Below are 22,576 nucleotides of genomic sequence, written 5' to 3'. Positions count from 1 at the left end.
TTCCTTAAACCGGCATGTTCATAATAGTTTTGTAGGCTTCAAGTACTTTGTTGCGCACTTGGACAGTTGCTTCAAAAGCAATACTCGCCTTTTCTTTAGTAATCATTACATCTGCTAAGCTCAAATTCGGGTCACCCATATCGAAAGACACTTGCATTTCGCGTGATTCTCTTTGCATACCATTAACGTTGTTAACAGCTTGACTGAGCATGTCGGAAAATTGGCTAGCCGATGAATTACCTTGCACAGAAGGTACATCCATTTTGATTGGCTTGATGTCACCAACCATAGCCTGCATTTCTTGGTAGATAGAATTTGCTTTGATATCCATCACACAACCCCTAGTGTCATTAATTTGTATATATTGCGACGATTGCATTTGATTTTGCAATTACAGTGCCAATTTATTTAAACCAATAAATTCAACAAGTTAAGTAGGAAGGAGAAATGTAACTTTTGAGGTGACAAAAAAATGCCGCTAAAGGTTAGCGGCAAGTAGGGATTGACATCCTGTCAGGACTGCTTACAAATAAGCATATTGGGAAACCGGTTTAGTTAGGTACTTCAATTCCCGATTCACGCATGCGGGCAAGTTTGTACCGCAAGGTTCTTGGGCTTATTCCAAGTTTTTCAGCAACATCTTTTCGCTTGCCATTATAGGCTTGTAGGGCATCCAAAATAATCTGATGTTCTTGGAATCGAAGTTCCGATCCTAATAAATTGTTATCGACACTTTCTTCTGTTTCTCGAGTATCATTTGACATATCAGGGGATGAAGTTGCAAACATTGTCGACGTTGTTCTTTCCACATTATGCGCCGCTTCAATCATCAAGTCGTCGTTATCAATTTCACCGTTATCACTTAAAATCAAAGCGCGTTGAATAACGTTTTCAAGCTCTCTCACATTCCCAGGCCATGTGTGTTGCATTAGCTTGTGCTGAGCAGCCATCGTAATATTGGGAACAGAAATACCCTGTGCCGTCGCATGACGCTGAACCATGTGTTTAGCCAAAGGAATAATGTCGCCAATTCGCTGCGAGAGTGATTGCCAGGTAATTGGAAAAACATTCAATCTGTAATATAAATCTTCGCGGAATTTACCCTCATCAACAGCCAACTTTAGATCTCTGTTGCTAGTCGCGATGACTCTTACATTTAAAGAAATAGTTTTGCGGCCACCTAACCTTTCTACTTCACGCTCTTGTAAAACACGGAGCAATTTAGCTTGTAGCGCTAAATCCATTTCGGTGATTTCATCAAGCAACAAAGTGCCGCCTTGAGCTTGTTCAAACTTACCCGGGCATGCTTGAACAGCACCAGTAAAAGCACCTTTCTCATATCCGAAAAGTGTCGCTTCTAACATATTCTCTGGTATTGCTGCGCAATTGATCGCGACAAACGTAGATTGACTGCGTGAACTTTGATCGTGGATATAGCGCGACAATACTTCCTTACCCGAACCACTTGGTCCTAGGACCATAACCGTTGCTTCTGATTTAGCGACCTTTCTAGCAAGCTCCAGCATTCGAATACTTGAAGGATCAGCCACAATAGGCGTTTTAGACTCTACTTTTTGTGCAGGTGCGTAGCGCCCTACTAAGTTTAATAAAACTTCAGGAGCGAAAGGCTTAGATAAATAGTCCGTTGCCCCATCTCGCATGGCTTGTATGGCGTCATCAATATTGGCAAATGCTGTCATAAGCAATACGGGTAACTTAGGATATTTAGCTTTTATACTTTTCAAAAGCGAAAGCCCGCTCATTGCGCCCATTTGAATATCACTGACTACTAAATCGAATTGATTGTTGTCAGCGAGTTTCAGCATGGCATTTTCCGCACTATCGACTGGAGTGACTTGATAACCACCCAATAGTAGGGTGTCGACTAAAGCTTCTCTTAGCCCATGATCGTCTTCAACTATTAGTATTTTGGTTTTACTCATATTGCTACCCCTTGGTCTACATCTTTTGAGTATGTTTGAAAATTGTTTTTAGTTTCAGTGCTTGGCAGCAGCAAAGTGAAGCAAGCGCCTGCACCATCAGTGTTGTTCGTTGCTTTAACGAAACCTTGATGAGACTTGGCTACTGACTTAACTACCGCTAAGCCTAAACCGGTACCTTGAGTTTTTGTGGTAAAGAAAGGTTCAAACATGTTGTCTATTTGCTCTTCTGTTAAACCACAACCCCTATCTTTAATTTGTATGCTAATAAAGGACACACCATTGTGTTCAATCATATCGGTGGATAACTCTATGACGTCGCCTTCGTTTGAAACTTCGATAGCATTATGCAAAAGGTTACTGATAGCCCCCGTTAATGCCGTTTCATTTCCCATTAATTGATGCTGTGATGACATTATGCCGCGTTTTAATGTAATTGATTTTGTCTCAAGCAGAGCATCAACAGCTTCTGTACTGCTATTAAGAACTTGGGACACCGTAAGTGGCGCAACAATTTGTTGCTCACCGCTTTTTGCAAACAACAACATATCATTCACTTGGCTTTCCAAGTCTTTAAGTCGATTTTGAAGATTCGTAGTGAAGCGGTCTGCCGTTTCATTTTTTAAATTCAATGAGCGCAAGTTTGCCGCGTAGAGCATTGCTGAAGAAAGCGGTGTTCTTACTTGATGAGCTAGTGATGCAACCATTTTACCTAGCGAGGATAAACGCTGCAGATGACTTATTCTGCTTTGTAGCTCGCGCGTTTCTGTTAAGTCAGTGAGAACTATGAGTTGACCTTTCTCTTCCACTAAAGGCGAAATAGAAATTTTAACTTTGCGACCATCGCGTAAGGAAACTTCATGCCCGTCATCGGCTTGAGGTTTGAATGAGCGCAATATAATTTCACGCCATAATTCTTTCTCTAATGGTTCCCCAAGAAGTTCAACGGCTTGTTGATTGGCCTGTTTAATACGACCTTTTTGGTCAAGCACAATCACGCCAGCGGGCATAACTTCAAGTAAGTGATTGAGTCTTTCGGCTTTGTTATGAAGCTCTTCAACCGAGTCCTCAGCTTCGACCAACTTTGGTTGTGCAAAGGCTGCGTTGCCAAGCTGTATAACAGAAACTGGTTTTTCCAGACTGTTAGCTTGATAAACAGCATTATGTTGTGAACCAAATGAAAACTGGTTTTGTGACTCAATAACGAAAAAGTTGTTGTTTAATTGCGACATAATCCTCTGACTACCTCAACTACTGGGTGTACTGAGGTAATGCATGAGCCATGCCAAAAATATCTATATGATTTTTATGACTTTTTAGATATTTAAAGCACCTAGATCACTGTCAATAAAATGACTTAGGCGCTCAACTCCGTAGACTTATTGACGGCTTATTTCATATTTACGCATTTTTTCAACCAAGGTTGTTCTGCGCATTCCTAGCTGATCGGCGGCCCTTGCAACCACCCAATCTTGCTGATCTAAGGCTTGTGAAATAAGGTTAATTTCGAGGTCAGATAAATATTCTTTCAAGTTAACGCCATCGGACGGCAAAGCAGTGCTTAATACACCTACCTGAGTTGTTTCAGCGGCATCTTCAACTTGAGTGATAAACAATTCGTTGAGGGCTTCACGTTCCTGTTGCTCTTCAGAAAGTGAACTCACTGGCGCAGGTGTATCGCCATATTGATATTTAACCGGTAGCTCATTTAGCCCAACTAATTTTTTGGGATAAAGAATAGCCAATCGTTCAACCAAGTTTGATAACTCTCGAACATTACCAGGCCAGGCATGCGACATTAAAGAGCGCATGGCATCATCGTTAAATTTAACAATATCTTCATTATTATTTTCTAATCGATGAGCGAGTTCTTGTAGCAACAGTGGGATATCTGCAGCACGTTCGCGCAAAGCTGGGCTTTCAATCGGGAAGACGTTGATACGATAGTAAAGGTCTTCTCTAAACTGCCCTTCGCCTATCATATCTTCTAAATTTCTATGAGTTGCTGCGACAATTCGCACGTCACAATTAAGCGTTTTCGTGCCGCCGACTCTTTCAAAAATCCGTTCTTGTAGAACTCGTAGCAACTTCACTTGCATTTGTAGCGGCATATCGCCGATTTCATCTAAAAACAGCGTACCGCCTTCGGCCAGTTCGAATCTGCCTTTACGTGAGCCAATAGCCCCTGTAAAAGCGCCCTTCTCATGTCCGAACAACTCACTTTCTAATAATTCCCCGGGAATGGCACCACAGTTCACTGGGATGAATGGACCCTTTTGTCTTTTAGACATGTAATGGATATTACGTGCGATAACTTCTTTACCCGTGCCTGACTCACCTAAAATAAGCACATTCGCTTCAGTTGGTGCAACTTGTTCAATCAAAGAGCGCACCTCTTTGATTCCGTTACTATTACCAACTAGGCTTCGGAATAAACGGGTCTTACCTGAATTCGCACTGAGTGAAGGAGTATTTAAGCGTTGAAAATCTTGACACTTATTGAGCAAGTCAGTCATCGCTGGCTGAGTTATGGGTTCGAATAATGAGCCCATCATATTCTTGTAGTTGTGCTCACTGCTTAATTGAAAGCCAATGTTAACAAATGGAATGGAAGGAAATTTTTCAATAACGTCTTCAGCCAACTCAGGAATTTCGCCGTCGATAAGGATCGCCACCAAGTCGTTTTTTAATTCAATAGTCTTAATGCAGTGACTATAATCGCAATGGCTACAAGCCTCACCCATAAAAGTCAGTATTACATTCAGATTATTTTTACGAACTTCATTGTCGCTGATAATCAGAATTTCCTTCATCGCTACCTCAGTTGAGTCTCTTTCTTAATAGGTACATTAAACTGTAGAATGATAATAAATTTCTACTATTTTTTATACATGGTATCTGATAACTAAAGGAAAGCCATTAAAAAAAGCGGCTTAGCCGCTTTTTTGTGACAGAACAATAGTCAAATGACTAAAACCGACTTATCCGAGCAATGCTAGAACTTGTCCTTGTTGCTGATTCGCTTGGGCTTGCAATGTTAATGATGCTTGACCTTGCACTTGAGATGCTGCCAACTCGCTAGTCGCCTGAGCAAAATCAAGATCCTGAATTCGGCTTCTGGCCGATTGTGTATTGATATCAGATTCAGACAATACGCGTGCCGCTGAAGCAAATTGATTTTGAACCGCCCCTAAATCGCCGCGGTATCCACCAATCGTTTCAAGCGACGTATCCGCTATTTCTAGCGCTGCTTCTCTTGATTCTTCATTCGTAATATCAATGCTTAATAAATCGCTAATCGAGTCCGTGACATTATTATTTTCAACATCAATATTACTGCCCGATGAACTACCTACCAGAAAGCTGATATCCTGCCCGCCAGAAAGTAATGGCTTGCCCGCAAAGTTAGTTTGTTCAACCGTAAGACTAATATTCTCTTGTAAGGCACTAATCTCGCTTTGTAATGCCTGACGGTCTGCGTCATTAAGTGAACCATTACCGGCTTGCACCGTGAGTTCTCTAATACGATTGGCGTCATCAGTAATATTAGCCAAACCGGATTCTGCGACTTGAGCTAAAGAAATGCCATCGTAAGCATTTGAGATTGCTTGTCGACTACCTTCAGTTTGCGATGTTAATCGATCAATAATTAACTGAGCCGCAGGGCCATCGGCAGCACTATTGACTTCTTTACCTGAAGCTAACTTTTCCAACAAACTCGATTGTTTTTGTTGAATTTGTTGCAGTAAATTGCCCGTATTACCGCTTTCAAATTTAATCATCACTACCTCCTCTGGTGCTCATTAAGTGTACTTGGTTTTGTGAGAATTGCCTTTAAAAACAGGCTACAAAACTAAAATACAGCACTCCACATCAGGTTATCGGCCACTCATTAGCAATCTTTAGCTTTTTTTTAATTTATTTTTGGATAAAACAGAAAGCAAGTCTAAGCCATTGTTTAAATTAACTTTAAAATTTAATTAATTTAAGTTGTTTTGCTGTTTTTGACTTGGAATATTACATCTATGTTTGATTTAGTCAGCATTACGACTTATCAATGCGCGTTTAACCGTGTTTTTCACGAAAGTTTGCCAATTCACTTATTAACCATTCTTGACTATTAAGCACCGGTTTATCTGGGCAGTAAATTTTGTAAGCTTTGCCCGACATCGAACTTTTACTTGCCGATAATTCAATAAACTTCTCTGTTGAGTCTATATCATCTTGGTAATAATCGTATTTTTTCTTGATGTGTTTAGCCGCGTCCTTGCCATTATGCTTTTTGCCGTTCCGCTCATATTCACACTTTGTATTCTTCACAAAATTCAACAAATGAGCAATTTCGCTTTGCATGCTAACTTTGTTATGAAGAGCTTGATCATTGCCTTCTAACGGACGATCGAGATTCTGAGCATGTACTGAGAATAATATTTGCGTTGCAATGAAGCAAAATAGCACTAGCAGTCTTGGGAACTTAGCTCTTGATGGATGAGCAAAACCCTTAGTAAAATTGAATCTTTTAAAAACTGTAAAACCTGACACTTCGTTTCCTTCCCTCAAATCTATCACGTTGGTTCACACTAATTGCATCAGCATCATGCTCAAAAACCTATTGATTAAGACTGAATAATTTGGCTTGATAGCGTTTTTCATCATCCGGCATGTGCGCTAACTCTTTCGCTTTTATCAGAGCTGTTCGCGCTTTTTTGAAGCGATTTTGTTTTACATATAATCTCGCTAGATTATATAAAGGCTCATGCAAGTATGGACCATATGTGCTACTGCGAAGCAGAAAGCGTTCTGCCATATTGTATTCGCCATTTTCAAAGTGCTGTATGCCACGTGCTAACCAAGTGTAGGGATTGTCATCAATGATATGCTGAATTTTACTGCGCAATTCAGCTGCACGTTTAAAATCACCGGTTTCAAAAAGAAGCTTGGCAAAATTATCCATTGCAGAAAACGACACTATGCTATTTTTATCCATGAAGTCATAAACTTGGTAGGCTAAATCCACACGCTCTTTTCGTTTGTATAAAATAGCGAGTAAATTGAGTGTCTCTGGGTATAGAGGGTTTATATTATTTGCTTCTATCGTATACACAAAGGCCAAATCTAGGTCGTCAGCGATTATCGCTTCACTAGCAAGATTATTCCAATACATCACCTGTAACTCGTCTGGAGTTACTTCGTCTGAAATATAAGAATCTTTTGTTCGAAAATAATCGATGGTTATCGCCCCGCCGAGCACGTAATCACCCACCGTTTCGGTTTGCGCAAAAATAGTTAGATTGACGTGGGTCGAAACTAATTGAACATTACCGTACTCTTGATAGATAGGGGCGCTGTGCACTTTGTTGTACTGATATCCTAAGCCTGCTTCTTTCGCGAATGCCGTGGATAGAATAGCTAAAGAAAGACAGTTTCCGTTCTTATCTGAAAATGCAGTAACTGCATTAACCGTATCTCCTAGATAACTAAAACCATGGCTAAATTCTTCAATAAAATTTGCAACGCGCTTGTGAGGTCTAACATCGCTGTTTTCAATATTATTGTAATACGCTAAAAATTGCTCTCGCTGCTCAGGCTCTAAAGAAAAGATATCACTTTTCGGTAAACCTATCGGTTTGAATATGTCTTTTTCAATGAGAGGTGGTGTTGGTATTTTCGTAATCTCACCTTGAATTTCTCGTTCAATCGCGTGATGAAAATCATTGCTTACACAAGCGCTAGTTAAAAATGACACTGCAAGTATGATGCTTATTCTCATAGCTAAGCCTCTGTGGTTTTCATGATTTCTTATGACTCAAGAGTATGGAAGATGATGACCCGTGTAAAGAAGTTTAACATGGTAATAAACCAATCAGCGTCTTACTATCACGCCTTGAATCAAGTAGGTAGTAAGAAGAATCAAGTGGGGTTAATCACTTGGCATGAATCAAGCGAATGCGTATTAAGCCAGGTGTATGAATAATCAGTTGGCGTGAATCAAGCGGATGCATATCAAGCATATTGTAAGAGTAATGACTTGGAGTGAATCAAGCGGTTTTGTATCACGCAAATGGCACAAAGTAGAGGGCAATCTTTAAATGCAATTGCGCCTCTACGATGCCAATATCTGCTAAGTTACAAGCATTCGCCGAAAGCTTTTTTATCGAAAGCTTTTTTATCGATAGCTATTTGTCGACGCTATTTTTTGAAAGCTTGTATCGAAAGCACTCTGCTTTTAGCTTTTAGCTTTTAGCTTTTAGCTTTTTGCTAAAACTACTTGTTTTAAATTAGTAATTACTCGCCTATATTCTCTTCTAAATGCTTCAATAATGCAGCATAAAGCTCTAGGCGCCCCTCAGGATCTCTAACACCATGGCCACTCTTACTAAAGTTCAAATAAGGCACCTTGTGTCCGGCTTCTTCGAGTTTTTCGAGCATTTTTTCAGCGTTGATTACTGGTACTCTAGCGTCCTTTTCACCATGGATAAGCATTACTTTCGCTTTAATTTTATCTGCATGATTGACCGGTGAAAACTCATTCAAGATATCAGTATCTGTTCCCAGCACTCTCTCAAGGTAAGCTTGACCACCAAGTAATCGAGTTGTGTAACTTTCAGTATATGCGTAATTAAGGTCATAAATACCGACATAACCAATGGTGCATTTGTATAAATCAGGAGCACGAACAGTAGCCATCAGAGCAGCATATCCACCATAACTAGCGCCATAGGTACACATTCTCTCGCTATCGACATTGAAGTTAGCTGTGACGTGATGAGTTGCATCAATGATATCTTTTATCATTTTACCACCCCACTCTAAATAGCCGGCACGCCTGAATGCGGCGCCATAACCATCACTGCCTCGAAAGTTTACTTGCATAACAGCATAGCCACGATTTGCGAGTAACTGAACCTCACCATTGAATTGCAGAAAATCTCGTGCTTGAGGGCCACCGTGTATCATGACAACTAAAGGCGCTTTTTGGTCTTTTGCTAAGCCGACTGGCATTGTTACATAACCATTCAACTCAATATTATCTTCAGTTTCAAATTTAAACGGGGTGGCACTTGCCATTTGTCTTGGATCTAACCATGAGCGATTCGCCCACAAAAATTTGGCCTGCTTAGTATTTGCATCAAATAAGTAGTATTCACCAGGATTGATTTCACTATAGATACGCACTAAAATTTTCGAACCATCTTCACTGATGCTAGCAAAGTCAGTCACTTGACCACCAAATGAGCTAAGCAATGCTTTATGCAGATTCGCGGTTTTACTCGGTGTTTTTGTGTAGTGATAATCGGCTTGAGCCGGATGCGAGATACCAACAACAGGAGCGCCAGTTGCAGGGTCAAGAATAATGTCTTCGATATCCGTAGACATGCCCTCAAATAATTGCGTGTATGCTCCGGTTTTCAAGTCTAATTCAAACAAAGTATAAATTTCTTTATCGCCAACGGTGCCCCATGCGAAAGCTTTGTCACCTGCTTTATTGATATTAGTTATCACTAAATTTTGTCTACTTTGTTCAGAAAGTGGCAGTTCCTTCCATTCACTCTCTTCGTTTTCTCGGGAAGCTGAATGATAGAAATCATTATCATCTTTCCAAGTCATAAATTTAATTTCACCTTTTGGTGTTGCGAAGGCAGTGGCGCCAGCATGCGGCAAAGTCTCCACCTTAATCTTTTTACCTGAATAAACATTCAGTTTAGTGACTTGTGAGTCTTTCATTCGGTCATCAAAGTACGTGAAACCGTCTGTAGACCAGGGGTATTCCAATATAAGTATGTGTCTATCATCATCTTCTAGCACACTAATAATTTCAGGCGTAGCGTAAGTTCGTTTTCTTTTTAATAAACGAGTATTTAAGGTACTTTCCTCCGCTCTATAGCCATATAGAAACTTATTGCTGCTGCCATCGACATTGATCGCAAACAACTCGCCCGTTGCTCGTGGAGAATCGAAGTAAATGGTACTTTCTTGGAATTGATAAACGACACGCTCATTACTAATCCAAACAGCAGAATGAATTTCATCATTTTCATTTGGAGTCACACCACCGACAGGTTTCATGGTGCTGGTTTCTAAAAATATGAGATTGACTTTGCCATCAATCCTGACTCGAGCAGAAATATGCTTGCCATCAGGTGACAAAGTCATATCTAAATAGTCGCCCTCTTTGACGAAGTTGGCAATGGGGAGCTGCTGAGCAAAAGCTAGCGATGGCAGAATGAATAAAATAATACACAGAATTTTACGCACAAAACTTCCTTTAATTTAACTGCAATATATAAATTGCGTAATGCATTGTTCAATGAAAAGTTAGGAGGAATACCAAGTAAGATGAATGAGTGAATACTCGTTCAAAAAGTGGTTTAGCAACCGAAATTCCATTTTCGACGTCTTTATTGCTTTAATAAATTAAACAGGTCTTGGCTAACTGGCTAAGGTAAACAGATTAGTGTAAACATTCATTTGAAAACATTTTCTGTAAACACTCTTTTGCAATAGTTCTTTGGAATAGTTCTTTTCCAACCAAGGACTTAATTTAAACAACAGACAACTTATTTAGAATCATTTGGGTGGTGACTCTAAAAATCAAACGGCAGTTTACCACAATTGAAAAAAACATAAACTAAAGTCGCAAGAAAACGCGCTATAACCAAGCTTAGCTAAAACAATGTCGAATTATCGAGTTCGCTCAATGACCAGTCAGGTTTTGGCGTTTGCCAGTCACCATAGTGAGTCTGCAAATATGCTTTGTGGTCATAAGGCAGCTTTATAATTTGTTGCCTAAAAAGTAATTCGTCGTGTGAACTGAAATGGATTGCTGGCATGCGAATGCCCCGAGATGCTAAACAGTAATCCATGTTGTCGCCATCGATGTATTTAACAAAAACATCGATCATCGGCATGCCTGATGAAAGGTCGACAGGTAGCAACTTTAGACTTCTGACAGCACCTTCCGCTACTGCACCGAAAGCAGTGTTATTCATATGGGTGTTAACTGAGTATTGAACGCCTATTGCTTCTTGCATTGCCTCTAAAACATCAGGTAATTGGACTGCTAATTCAGCAAGATCATCAGCATGCAAAGCAATGTCGAGGTCATCATCCCAGGGAATAAGATCACCGTCTCTCACGATCCCCAAGAGTGTTCCTGCGTCGACATAATAACGGATATTGGTTTTGTTTAAGATGGCACACAGGGCGAGTAGTGCTTGTATTGCTTTTTCGCGCACTTCCGGTGCACTAAAATCAATCGCTTTTAAATAGCGTGAAGATAGGACTTCAATATCTTGTTCCAGCCCCATACTCTTTAATTGTGCTTCTATTTGTTCAGAATACTCGCTAGCAATGAGAATTTTATCTACCCCAATTGAACGGATATCTTCAGGGCCAATAATCTGTATACCTTGCAGTTCGCTTCCATGTTTCGCTGCATCATTATCAACGAATGCCCGAATATGAAATTGACCTTGGAGTAATTCATAGGCCGCGCAACCGGCCTCGCCTGCACCGAAAATGACAGCATTGAGTTTTGCTTCATTTTGCTCTCTCATTTATGCAGTCTCCTTTTGATGAAAGGTAGCTCATGATAAATGGCCCCTGTTTAAAAATAAATAATGTATGCGTTTGTTGTTCACAAGCAAGGTTACTAATGCGCATTTTTTTCTTCAACAATTGCAGTAGCGCGAGATAGCTCGTGCAACAAATCATAACCGTCCCAATGAAAGCTGAAATCCAAGGCCTGACCCAAAGGCACTATCCGGTCAATTCCTAGTATCGACTTGCCTTGTTTTTGCTTTAGCAGTTCATCAGGTGCTAGCTTGTAATAGCTTAATGTTTGTAACTTTGAATTGTTAAGTTTGGCAATATCGTCAAACACCATCTCTGCGCTGTCACATATCTTACAAATAAAGAAGCCATTGCCCGTGTGTAATTCAAGCATATCATCATGAACGTCGGCTACTAGGAGACCTGCAACGCTGGCATGGACTAACAATTCTGCTGAAGTTTGGCTATCGCATAGCTCTCTTGCTTCTCTCTCATCTCTTGCCATTATGTGTTGCGCTGTCACCAAATGTTCATTCGCTTGACTAACGCTATACCAGCCTGATTGGGTATTATTTTTAGCGTACTGGTTTAGCTTTAGGAGTAAGTTTTGTAATTGAGTTTTGTCTGCCTTACCCTCGAGTACGCAGTAAATTAAACGCGGAGAAGAGCAGGCTTGTTGCAAATAGGGTTGCGTATCTCGCCACATTAGTTGCGCAACTTCATCTATGTTGTCCTCCATATTAGCTAATATGGTGGCCGAAAATTTATCGGCAAAACAGAGATCGACACATGTTTCAGGTGCGCTATGTGACAAAATCGCAGCGACACTTGTATCGCCGCCCCAAATTAACCTTGCGTCAGCGTTCGCACAAAGGATTGATGTGCCTTCACCGTCTTTCGAGTAAGTAATAAAATAGTTTCTATTCGCGATATCTTGATGCTCTGCCTCACTAAACAGTTGAGTGATAATTTCCATAAGTAAACTTTGTTGTTCACTGTCTTTACTCGCCACTCGGACAATATTGCAATTTCCCAAAACCAGAGCTGTTACCCAGCTGTAGATAAACATGGTGTCTACATTCGCAGGCGTAAAGTGAACAGCTAAGCCCAATGGCTTGCGGGAACGTGCTTCTATATCATTGCTTGCAGAATCAAAGGCAGTGCCAAAGCCTTGTTGCAGCGTGAGTTTTTTCAAATTGCCTTTTCGCAGCCAAAAACCCAAAGCGATGAGTTCAGGATATTGTTTGCATCTGGCGTCTTTTAACAAGCTCTTAGATAAGTGCTCGATAAATGAGCGTGCTTGGGCTGAAAATACGGGTAGCAAACTGATGCCTTGCAAAGTCTCGATAAGCGATTCTAAGGGCAATTCATCGTTAGAGTGAGATAGATACTTAACTTGGTTCATGAGTATCACTGCATCCTCTTAATTCAACCTTAGGTAAGCGCCCGAGAACTTCGAAGTATTTCCCTTTGCGTCCACATGAACAATCATCTTCGCCCAAAATTCTGCCACGATCTTCTGTTAAAATTGAAAATCCAGGGTAACTTGTAGGGATCACCGAAATGACTTGAATCAATCCCTCATCACCCTGCTTTTGCACTGATAAATCGTATGGATTACGAATAACAATATCTGCCATGTTTGGTGCATGCAGATAACCACTCTCACATTCCACAAACACACTTCCCACTTGCTCCGCCATGCCATAAAAATTGTGGATCTTTATATTGCCTAGGTGTTCTCTGCAAACACGCTTAAAACTTGGGTTATCTACCTTCTGCGACTCTAGCTTTTTCCAGCCACCGCTATGCACCAATATTGCATTGTCAGCATTGTATGTTCGCCCGCTTTGGTTTAGCGCTTGAACAAAGTGTTGCCATACCATGAAGGTGAAGCCAAAAATCAGTATCGGTGTGTTCTGGTTTTGTTCAAAGAATGCATCTATTACTGGCCAATTCGGCTGCATATCTTCATGCAAAGCATAGGCTGGTTTGCGCCCAAAAAACGCCATACCTTGAATGCCCGCGGTACGAGCACTAAAACCTGAAGTTCCTTTGGCGACGCCTTCAGAATCTATCACCAACATCGCTAAGCGTTGTTTGCCGATAAAACTCTGCATTACATTCACCAGCGTCTTTGATTGTCTTGCGCTAGTCGCTTTATCTAAAAATATTCGAGCGGGACTTTGCCCTGTGGTTCCGGATGAATTTAATACACGAAATACTTCGTCATCTCTAATACTACTCAGCTTTAAGTGCTTGAAGAGTCTGACGGCAATAAATGGAAAAGAATCTATATTTGCAAACATATCAGCAGAGTGAGCGAATATTCGATGGTATTCGTTACATTTAGTCAAATGTATTTGATGTAAGGTATTCAGAATAGGGACAAGTTGCTTTTCTTTTTGTGCTTTATCTAGCCCGAATGGTTTAGCGTGCATTAATAAGTCGAATTGCTGCTGGTAGTCTTCAAAATTCGCTCCCATCAGCATTGCTTGTAGATTTCGGTAGTGAGTTTTACCATTTGGTAGCAAGGGCAAAGCCTCAATTTTGACAATCTTAAGCGCGCTTGGATGAATGCCTGTTTCACTTTGAATAGCCCTCTTCAAGATTTGTTGAAGTTCTGTAAAATCAACACTTTTAGCGGCACCACCGCTCATTTTAAGTGCAATATTGATGATTTTATCATCACCTACCGCTGCAACTTGCGCTTCGACTGACGGCATAAGGCCATTTCTAAGGCCAAGCAAATGTTGCTGAACTAGGTCTTCCAATTGATCAAGACTGACACGCTCACCAAATATTTTAACGATGCGCTTCAGCCTACCAGTAATGAAAAAGTCACCTTCTTCATCCATATAACCAAGATCACCCGTGTTCAATGCCAATACACGATTAAATGAATCGAGTTCAGAACGTTGCTTTGCGTAACCTAGCATCACGTTCTTGCCTTTGAAAACTAGCTGACCTTGCTGATGAGCTTGGTTTATCTCATTGCCCATTTCATCAACTAACATTAACTGAGTGTTTGGGATTGCCTTGCCAATAGTATTCGCTTTTCGTATGAGCGTGCTAGGGCTGACATAACTCATTCTAGCGGTTGCTTCGGTTTGCCCATACATCACATAAAAGGCTTTATCTTGTTTTGTCGCATACTCTGATAGAAGCGTTACTTTGTTTGCAGCTAACTTGCCACCGGCTTGTGTGAAATAACGAAGGTGAGGCAAATCTTTTTGCGTAAATTTGAGCCTGAGTAACATGTCGTAGCTATGCGGCACGCCGCCAAAGCTTGTCACTTTATACTCTTGAAAATAGTCCCAGAATTCACGCTGCATGAAACTAAGTTCAGTCAATATTATCGTAGCCCCAGTAGCAAGGTGAGTGTTGATAATAGACAAGCCGTAAGAGTATTGAAAAGGCAATGTCGTAATCGTCACATCCCTCGGCAACATTGGTAAGTAGGCGCAAATAGACTGACAGTTTGCCTGCAAATTTTCATAAGAAAGAACAACTTGCTTGCTTTCGCCCGTAGAGCCAGAAGTGCTTAACAGCAAAGCGACGTCTGGATGAATGCTGGTACTTTCTTCAGTATTAGCGTCAGTATTAGCGTCATCATTTACGGCATGATTGGGCGTGCTCAATTCATCATTGAACATTATAATATCGGGTTGGAAGGAGTGAATCACATTGGCTGAAGTTTCAGCTCTCGCTGTTTCAAGTTCAGCCTGTGTTAAAAATATAATCGCTTGTTTCAGTTGCAATACTGCTAAGTAATTGACCAGTGTGGCGATGGAATTGTTAGCAACAATAACAATGAGGTATTTATCACCTACTGCGCCTTGAGCATTTTGTTGATTCTCTGTGTTCTGCAGAAGGTGGCGATTCACTTCCTGCTTTTTATCATCTACTTTTGCTTGGAGCTGAGCATAAGTTAGTGTTGTATCGCCTTCAATGCAGGCAATATTGTGTCCAAAACGCGCTAGCTCTTCAAAAAATAAAGTCATTGCCGTCAGTTAAGCTTCATCATCCCGTCAATTTTAATAGTCTGCCCTGTGATATAGGCAGCTTCGCGACTTAACAAGTGCAAAACCAATGCCGAAACGTCTGCTGGCGTACCTTCTCTGCCAACGGCGATATTGGCCACGACATCCTTACGCTTTTGATCTTGGTAATCTGCCGTTAGTTTCGTATCAATAAAGCCAGGTGCAATCGCGTTTACCGATATACCCAAGGGCGCTAGCTCTTTGGCTGCCGACTTAGTCATACCCAACAGAGCTGCTTTGCTTGCACTATATGCGACCTGCCCTGCAGAACCTTCCATTGCTACAATCGAACTCACGTTAACGATGCTGCCACTCTTTTGGCGCGTCATCAGTCGTGAAGCTAGTTGAAGATGTTGAAAAGCAGCACTCACGTTTATTGTCATCTGCTGCGTAAAGTCATTCAAGCTGGTCATACCGATGGCTGCATCCATCATCACACCTGCATTGTTCACCAAGCCTAGAAGTTGCATGCCAGACTTTCTAATTTCGTTGAAGGCCGCTTTGACCTCTTCAGGCTCTGCGACATCATATATCAGTGCCTGACAATGTTTAGCGGCATCAGGCTGATGCGCTTCGAGTTCCGACAAAAGGTCTTTCCAACTCGCTTCGTTACGCACATTCGCGAAAACCTGCCAGCCGTGTTTGATACATTCAGATACCAATACACGTCCTATTCCACCAGCAGCCCCCGTAATCAAGACCGCCTTTGTTAGGCTTTCTGAACTAGAAGTTGAGGTCATATTTGCTCAAAATTTTCTTTGCTTGTGCAACGGAACTCATGTCAATAATGTCATCCGTATCTAGCATCACGTCAAACTGATCTTCTAACTCGGCGATAAGTATCATATGTGCAGTTGAATCCCATTCAGGGATTTCGTTATAGCTCAGGTCATCGGTGACCTGCTGACTATCAATATTGAGTGCATTAACGAAAGACTGTACGAGCTTTTCAGAATTATTCAATGTTCCTACCAACCTTATTTTTGACAAACTAAACCGTATTCCTTTGTATCGGCAAACAGTCTCGTTTTATTCGTTATTTCTATAATTTGTGTCTGTACTATTACTATCTCTGCTATCAGTGTCTCTACTATTATTTCTACTACTTTTTCTTCGAGACAGAAAGTCTTTGATTTGTTTCGTTGCTTCAACGTAGTCCTTTCGGTGCAAAGTCATAGCCACCCATTCTTGCTTATTTTGGGTGTTATCTTTGTTATTGCTAATAGCTGTGTCTGTTGAGCTTGTGCCTGTAAAAAGTTCAGCCTCACCTTCCTCGCTGCTTGCAGTGAAAAATCGAGACTCTTCGGTATAACCTAATTTTTGATTATATGACAAGGCTTGTTTGTTACTCGCATTCACTGTGGCTCTTAGCTTTTTAACCTGCAGTTCGTCGAAACAGTAATCACAAATGACTAAGCTTGGTGCAAAAGCTAAGATATTATTCCGGTAGTTTTCGTGACCAATATATAATCCGGGTTCAATCTCTTCTGCGTTTTCTAAATCATCTGTGAAACCAGAAACGAAACTCAGCCCTGTAAGTGTTGAACTGCCTATATCTTCGCCTTTGTAACTAATAACAAAATGACGAACATGAGTTGCATCTTCTAAGCTTTCAAACCAAGCTTGCTGCTGCTCTTCAGTAATGTAAGTTGTCGATTTCATCATGCTGCGTATATCTTCTCGATTACGCCATTCTCTTAATGTTTCAATATCGCTTTGGGCAACAGAACGTAGTTCAACTCCATATCCGGATAGTCTATGTTGCATCTAATAATCCAATTAAGCTTAACTTGTTGGTAAGCTTAAACTTATTCTGTCGAATGTGCCAATTCTGTAAGCACATTTAGCATATTTTCTGCGCCTTTAAAACTTAGTTTATCTAGTTCTTGCACGGCCCTTTGATATTTTGACTGAATAAGCGACTCATCTTGCCATAAAGCAAGGATCTGCTTTACCAAGGCATCAATGTCAACTTGGTCTTGCCACTCACAAATATCGCACCAGCCCTGACTTGCGGCATGCTGCGTTGCGGGCAATTGATTTTCTGCAACCACCACTAAAATACTTGGGGTTGCACATGCGAGCAATTCAAACTGCGTGCCGCCCGCAGCGCATACTGCTAAGCGACTATGCTGCATCAGCGAAGCCATTTCCTGCGCGTCATGGATATGCTGAACCGGCATAGTCGAAGCCTTTAAGTCATTCTGTAAACAATGCTCTAATGAATCGAGGTGCTTAAATGCCGCACCACTGACTACTCGCACAGGCGATGCAAAGCCAGCCTTATCAAGAGCCAGCAGTAATTGTGTTGAATAGTTATTTACATCCGCTCCGCCAAAATTAATTAACAAGGTATGTCTTTGCGACAATGGCGTTGGGCTTAGGTAGTGGAATTCTCGTCGTAATAATAAATAGTCATTGCCTATGCACAAGCTAGATTGTTGTGCATTTTTTTCGTAATGCAAAGAGTGAGCGGATTCTGCACCATTGATAATAATGTCGGCTTGATGTTGTAAAACATTGTTTTGATCATGCTGATAAAAAGCGTTTATATCGTCGAAGTAGGCGAATTTCACACCTAAGTTCTTTAGTGTGCTTTGATAAACGTAATCGAATTGATATCCATCTAAAAGTAAAACGGAATCTGTTTTGGCTAGTTCGGGAACTGAGTCAAGCAATGTGTTTGCATCGTGTTCAGATTGCTTATCATCGTTTGATGCATGAGAGTCACAATGGCTGGAATCAAGATTAATAACAGCACTGGTGAATCCATGGCGAGACTTTAAGAATTCGCTACTTTCTAGCGAACATAAAAAAGTGACTGGAATATCAAATGCCTGGCACGTTTCAGCGAATGCATAGCAGCGCATGATGTGCCCTAGTCCTATACTTGGATTACCCTCTGCTCGAATGAACAATTGCATATTGATGTTTAATCTTTAAGAACAAGTTTAGACCAATCTAAGGCAGTTCCTTTGGGCATGTCAATCTTCGCGCTCGAACCAATGACAGTTTCAAGGTGCTTTGGCGCTAAACCAAAGGCTGGCCTAACAACTTTAACGTGCTTTGCAGAAATAGTTTCACCCGCTTTGATATCTTTGCAAATATAGATTGAACGGCGATATTGTTTTGATTTTTCTTCCGCTGCACTACCGCCATATGTGACGTTTCCCATCGCCTGCCAAGCCCGTTTAGTTTCAGTAACTAAACTCGCTAGCTCATGTGGCTCTAATGAAAACGCGGCATCAACGCCACCGGCATCACGCGATAACACAAAATGCTTTTCAATGACGCTTGCTTTAAAAGCAACGCTGGCCACTGAAACCCCAACACCCGCAGTGTGATCTGACAAACCGACCTGGCACTGAAAAGCCTCACGCATATTGTTAATCGTGACGAGATTTGTATTTGATGGTTCAGCTGGATAAGTACTCGTGCACTTAAGCAAGATAATGTCGGAGCAGCCTGCATTTTTGGCAGTGTTAACAGCCTCTTCTATTTCAGAAATGGTCGCCATGCCTGTTGACATGATCATAGGTTTGTTTTGCTGGGCCACTTTTTTAATCAGCGGTAAATCGGTTAATTCAAAGGAGGCAATTTTGTAACAAGGCACATTAAGGCCAGCTAAAAAATCAACCGCATCTTCATCAAATGGCGAGCTAAAAGCTAACATGCCCAAACTATTAGCTAAAGAGAACAACTTACTATGCCATTCATAAGGTGTCGCGGCTTTTTGGTATAACTTAAATAGTTGTTCGCCGGCCCACAAACTATCGGCTTCATTGATAACAAAGTCGCCCGAATCAACATCTAAAGTCATACTGTCAGCAGTATAGGTTTGCAACTTAATAGCATGCGCGCCCGCTTGAGCGGCTTCACGTACCATTTTTTCTGCAAGTGCGTAATCTTGACTGTGGTTGCCACTTAATTCAGCAATGATAAAAGGGGGCGAGGATTCACCAATATCATAAAAGAGTTCCTCATTTCCAATCCTAATAGTGTTGTTATTCATATTGTTCCCGAATTAGGTGCGACCTTGCTTAAGAGTGCTACTGTGCTTGTTATTGCTTCTGTGATAGAGCGTGCTACATTGCTTAAAAGGATGCATTGTTTAATGCAGCGACCTTGCTAATAAGTGTTGCTTTCAGCTTCATCAGCAGATTCATCAGTACTTTTATCAGTACTGTCATCAGTACTGTCATCAAAAATTCCCACGACGCCCTCTACTAGGGATTCGACGCTCGCTGGAAGATTCGACATGTCTGTTGCGTAATCAGGCATGAGTGTACGTGGATCGACCATGCCACTAATAATCAAGCTTGGACAACCGACAGCTGTTGCCATCCACTGTGGCGCTGAGGGCACGCTGATAAGTAAATCACTGGCTTTCAACATACCCAGTGTCTCACGAATGGATTGGCTACCATCAAATTTGGACCACACTTCAAATCCTGCCGCTTGCAAAGCCGTTTTAAGTTCCTCGGCATAAGGGTAAGTTCGTTCTGCCGTTCTCGCATCAGTTGCTAGCGCGATCACTTTCTTGTTCTTTCTAATTTTTGCTAGTTTCGAGCTCTGTTTTACCTCTATGTGCATATCAAGCTCGGCGCTTTGCCAACCACAACATGTCCGAAGATAAAACTCAGGGTAACCACGCTCAGGCAGGTACTCAGATTCCCACCACGTTGTATGCCAACGCACCATCGAAAACCAAGTGCTTTGCATATAATGACTTGGGTCATTAACAAATGAAGGCTGCAAAGTTTGTTTTTGAAATTGATCGACTAAATCAGCGATCGACATACCTATGTAGTTACCTTCCACTTTCTCACCCGCATCTTTTAAAAAGCGTGTTAAGAAACAAGGCATAAACCACGTATCGAGATTAATTACTTTTGTGTAAGCTTCGCCAATAATGATTTCAGCTAAACCAAGAAAAGATTCCATCGCCGCAATAATATCTTCAGGCCACTCGCCTGACTTCAAACCGAAAGTTTTAATTTGAGGCTCGGCCAATGCCATGACTTCAAAACCTGCGGCATAAGTGAGAACGTGAATTTCCGCATTGGGATATTGCTTTTTCAAATGTCGAACGGCAGGCACACCTATACAGGTAACATCACCTAAGCCCAACATTCGAATGACGAGAATTTTTTCTTGTTCAGGCGACGTCATGCATCGCCACCGTCTTTGCTGTTTGGTCTAGTACATAAGCTTTATACATAAGCTCTGCCCTATCCCAATCTTCTTGGGTATCAATGTCTTGAACTAAATGACGTGGTAATACAATGGGAATACCGTGTTCTGAAAAGATCCGTTTAGAAGATAAGTAGTCATCGGTTCTTCCCCAATAAAACTGCCCGGCATCATGATAAGCCTCTTCCAAATCCTGCGAACGCTTCGTGATATCTTCAGGAAAAGACGGCGTCGCATAATTATCTTTCAAAAACAATGCACGTTGAATTGGAAATGGAAAACTCGTGACGGAATAGGCAAAGCCTTTATCCGAATTCAACCTTAGCTTCTGCAGACCTTGTTTTAAATACTCTGCTTGCAGGAAAGGTGCGGTTGCATATATACAGCAGCAAAACTCTGGTTTCTCAAAATGCTCGCTAACATAGCGAATCGCATGATTTGTGACAGGACGAGTGCCAATGACATCGTTAGACAATTCAGGAGGGCGAATAAAAGGCACTTCAGCACCGTACTCCAGTGCAATGTCCGCCACTTCTTGGTTGTCAGTGGTTACAACGATTTTATCAAACAGGCCTGAGGCCTTTGCAACTTCTATTGAATAAGCGACTAAGGGCTTACCTACAAAGTCTCTTATGTTCTTGTTTGGAATGCGTTTACTGCCACCGCGCGCAGGAATGATTGCTAACTTCATGCTAATACCTCTTTTAAAACCTCAACAACTCTGTATTGTTCATCGGCTGAAAGAGAAGGAAATAAAGGAATTGTGATAGCTTTTTCATAATATTTTTCAGAAACGGGGAAATCACCATATTTAAAGCCCATTTTCTGATAAAAAGGATGTACGTGGATCGGGATGTAATGAACGTTGACGCCGATGCCTTTTTCTTGCAGTTGCTGAAACACGCTTTGTCTATCGTGATGCAATAATTCAATCATGAACAAGTGCCAGCCACTCTGGTTTTCAGCGTCATTGATAGGCAATTTAAGCGCTAAGTCTTGTAGTTCATTAAAGTAAATATCGGCGCGCGCTTGTCGAGCGGCGATAAAGTCATCTAACTTACGCAGTTGTGAAATACCGAGAGCAGCTTGCATATCGCTTAAACGATAGTTAAAGCCTAAGCTCACTTGTTGGTAAAACCATCCGCCTTGCTGTTCAAGGTCAATGCCTTCACCTTGCATCAGTGCTCTATCGCGCGTGATGCCATGCTTGCCAAACAGTACTAATTGTTGAGCATAATCGGCAGAGTTAGTCATGACGGCACCACCTTCGGCGGTCGTTAATGACTTAACAGGATGAAAGCTAAGTACCGCCATATCTGAATATGCGCAGCTGCCAATTTTAGTGCCTGCGTACGTGCCGCCCAAACCATGAGCGGCATCTTCAATAAGGCAAATATCAGTGCCTTCCAATAAGCTGGCGATTGCTTTCATGTCGCAACTAAAACCGGCAAAATGCACGACCACAATAGCCTTCGGTAAACGATTTGCTTTTTTGGCCTCGCTCAATTTTTGCGCAAGCAATGCAATATCGATATTACGAGTTTGCGCATCGATATCGACAAAATCAATTTCAGCGCCACAGTAAATAGCACAATTTGCTGAGGCAACAAATGAATTGGGTGTTGTCCAAACCACATCACCTTCTCCAACGCCGGCTGCCAAACACGCAATATGAAGCCCAGAAGTTGCACTGTTGACCGCTGTGCAATGCTTTGCGCCTGTGTAGTCACATAAAGCTTGCTCAAATTCTGGCACCTTACTGCCTTGCGTTAGAAAATGATTTTCCAACACATCGACGACAGCGTCGATATCGGCTTGGTCTATGTGGTGTTTGCCATAAGGGATGAT

General features: G+C 41.5%; 19 protein-coding genes. All 19 read right to left on the bottom strand.

Annotated features, from left to right (window positions below):
* Positions 1-4: 4 nt before the first annotated feature.
* The 19 genes from fliE to pseC all read right to left on the bottom strand — a co-directional run bounded on the left by fliE (position 5) and on the right by pseC (position 22,576).
* Entirely contained in the window at positions 5-331 is a 327-nt protein-coding gene (gene fliE / locus ACKLNX_RS13460) for a flagellar hook-basal body complex protein FliE (RefSeq protein ID WP_411694187.1), read from the bottom strand.
* Between the two features lie 220 nt (positions 332-551).
* The gene (locus tag ACKLNX_RS13455) at positions 552-1,943 is read right to left on the bottom strand and encodes a sigma-54-dependent transcriptional regulator (RefSeq protein WP_411694188.1); all 1,392 of its coding nucleotides are present in this window, start codon (positions 1,941-1,943) and stop codon (positions 552-554) included.
* Positions 1,940-3,172 (bottom strand): sensor histidine kinase, encoded by a 1,233-nt coding sequence (locus ACKLNX_RS13450; RefSeq protein ID WP_412972748.1) that lies wholly within the window; start codon positions 3,170-3,172, stop codon positions 1,940-1,942. Before ACKLNX_RS13450 ends, ACKLNX_RS13455 begins: the two co-directional genes overlap by 4 nt.
* Positions 3,173-3,319: 147 nt before the next feature.
* Positions 3,320-4,753 carry a sigma-54 dependent transcriptional regulator gene (locus tag ACKLNX_RS13445; RefSeq protein ID WP_411694190.1) on the bottom strand — a complete coding sequence of 478 codons (1,434 nt, stop codon included), beginning with the start codon at positions 4,751-4,753 and terminating at the stop codon, positions 3,320-3,322.
* Positions 4,754-4,921: 168 nt separating this feature from the next.
* Positions 4,922-5,722 (bottom strand): flagellin, encoded by an 801-nt coding sequence (locus tag ACKLNX_RS13440; protein ID WP_411694191.1) that lies wholly within the window; start codon positions 5,720-5,722, stop codon positions 4,922-4,924.
* 283 nt (positions 5,723-6,005) lie between these two features.
* Positions 6,006-6,482: a DUF5329 family protein gene (locus ACKLNX_RS13435; RefSeq protein WP_412972747.1), complete on the bottom strand. Its 477-nt coding sequence runs from the start codon at positions 6,480-6,482 to the stop codon at positions 6,006-6,008.
* A gap of 67 nt (positions 6,483-6,549) precedes the next feature.
* Positions 6,550-7,710 (bottom strand): tetratricopeptide repeat protein, encoded by a 1,161-nt coding sequence (locus ACKLNX_RS13430; RefSeq protein WP_412972746.1) that lies wholly within the window; start codon positions 7,708-7,710, stop codon positions 6,550-6,552.
* A gap of 515 nt (positions 7,711-8,225) precedes the next feature.
* The gene (locus ACKLNX_RS13425) at positions 8,226-10,196 is read right to left on the bottom strand and encodes an alpha/beta hydrolase family protein (RefSeq protein ID WP_412972745.1); all 1,971 of its coding nucleotides are present in this window, start codon (positions 10,194-10,196) and stop codon (positions 8,226-8,228) included.
* Between the two features lie 410 nt (positions 10,197-10,606).
* Positions 10,607-11,497, bottom strand: a complete 891-nt coding sequence (locus ACKLNX_RS13420; protein WP_412972744.1) for a LicD family protein — start codon at positions 11,495-11,497, stop codon at positions 10,607-10,609.
* Positions 11,498-11,592: 95 nt separating this feature from the next.
* Positions 11,593-12,897: an acyl-CoA reductase gene (locus ACKLNX_RS13415; protein ID WP_412972743.1), complete on the bottom strand. Its 1,305-nt coding sequence runs from the start codon at positions 12,895-12,897 to the stop codon at positions 11,593-11,595.
* Positions 12,884-15,496 (bottom strand): AMP-binding protein, encoded by a 2,613-nt coding sequence (locus ACKLNX_RS13410; RefSeq protein ID WP_412972742.1) that lies wholly within the window; start codon positions 15,494-15,496, stop codon positions 12,884-12,886. The genes ACKLNX_RS13415 and ACKLNX_RS13410 overlap by 14 nt, the downstream gene beginning before the upstream one ends.
* A 5-nt stretch (positions 15,497-15,501) precedes the next feature.
* Positions 15,502-16,275 (bottom strand): SDR family NAD(P)-dependent oxidoreductase, encoded by a 774-nt coding sequence (locus ACKLNX_RS13405; RefSeq protein ID WP_412972741.1) that lies wholly within the window; start codon positions 16,273-16,275, stop codon positions 15,502-15,504.
* Complete coding sequence (locus tag ACKLNX_RS13400; protein WP_412972740.1) at positions 16,259-16,525, bottom strand: acyl carrier protein; 267 nt, start codon at positions 16,523-16,525, stop codon at positions 16,259-16,261. Before ACKLNX_RS13400 ends, ACKLNX_RS13405 begins: the two co-directional genes overlap by 17 nt.
* A gap of 39 nt (positions 16,526-16,564) precedes the next feature.
* Positions 16,565-17,302 carry a GNAT family N-acetyltransferase gene (locus tag ACKLNX_RS13395; RefSeq protein ID WP_412972739.1) on the bottom strand — a complete coding sequence of 246 codons (738 nt, stop codon included), beginning with the start codon at positions 17,300-17,302 and terminating at the stop codon, positions 16,565-16,567.
* Positions 17,303-17,343: 41 nt separating this feature from the next.
* A complete protein-coding gene (gene pseG / locus ACKLNX_RS13390; protein ID WP_412972738.1) occupies positions 17,344-18,459 on the bottom strand; it encodes a UDP-2,4-diacetamido-2,4,6-trideoxy-beta-L-altropyranose hydrolase in 1,116 nt (371 codons plus the stop codon).
* Between the two features lie 8 nt (positions 18,460-18,467).
* Positions 18,468-19,547: a pseudaminic acid synthase gene (gene pseI / locus ACKLNX_RS13385; protein WP_412972737.1), complete on the bottom strand. Its 1,080-nt coding sequence runs from the start codon at positions 19,545-19,547 to the stop codon at positions 18,468-18,470.
* A gap of 116 nt (positions 19,548-19,663) precedes the next feature.
* Positions 19,664-20,707: a glycosyltransferase family 9 protein gene (locus ACKLNX_RS13380; protein WP_411694203.1), complete on the bottom strand. Its 1,044-nt coding sequence runs from the start codon at positions 20,705-20,707 to the stop codon at positions 19,664-19,666.
* Positions 20,694-21,419: a pseudaminic acid cytidylyltransferase gene (gene pseF / locus ACKLNX_RS13375; RefSeq protein ID WP_412972736.1), complete on the bottom strand. Its 726-nt coding sequence runs from the start codon at positions 21,417-21,419 to the stop codon at positions 20,694-20,696. The genes ACKLNX_RS13380 and pseF overlap by 14 nt, the downstream gene beginning before the upstream one ends.
* On the bottom strand, positions 21,416-22,576 hold the full coding sequence (pseC, locus tag ACKLNX_RS13370; RefSeq protein ID WP_412972970.1) for a UDP-4-amino-4,6-dideoxy-N-acetyl-beta-L-altrosamine transaminase: 1,161 nt from the start codon (positions 22,574-22,576) through the stop codon (positions 21,416-21,418). The genes pseF and pseC overlap by 4 nt, the downstream gene beginning before the upstream one ends.

Origin of the sequence: Glaciecola sp. MF2-115 (genome assembly GCF_047250385.1) — a bacterium.
GTDB lineage: Bacteria > Pseudomonadota > Gammaproteobacteria > Enterobacterales > Alteromonadaceae > Glaciecola.
Note: the sequence above shows the minus strand (reverse complement) of the source record. Positions and strands in the feature narration are given on the sequence as shown.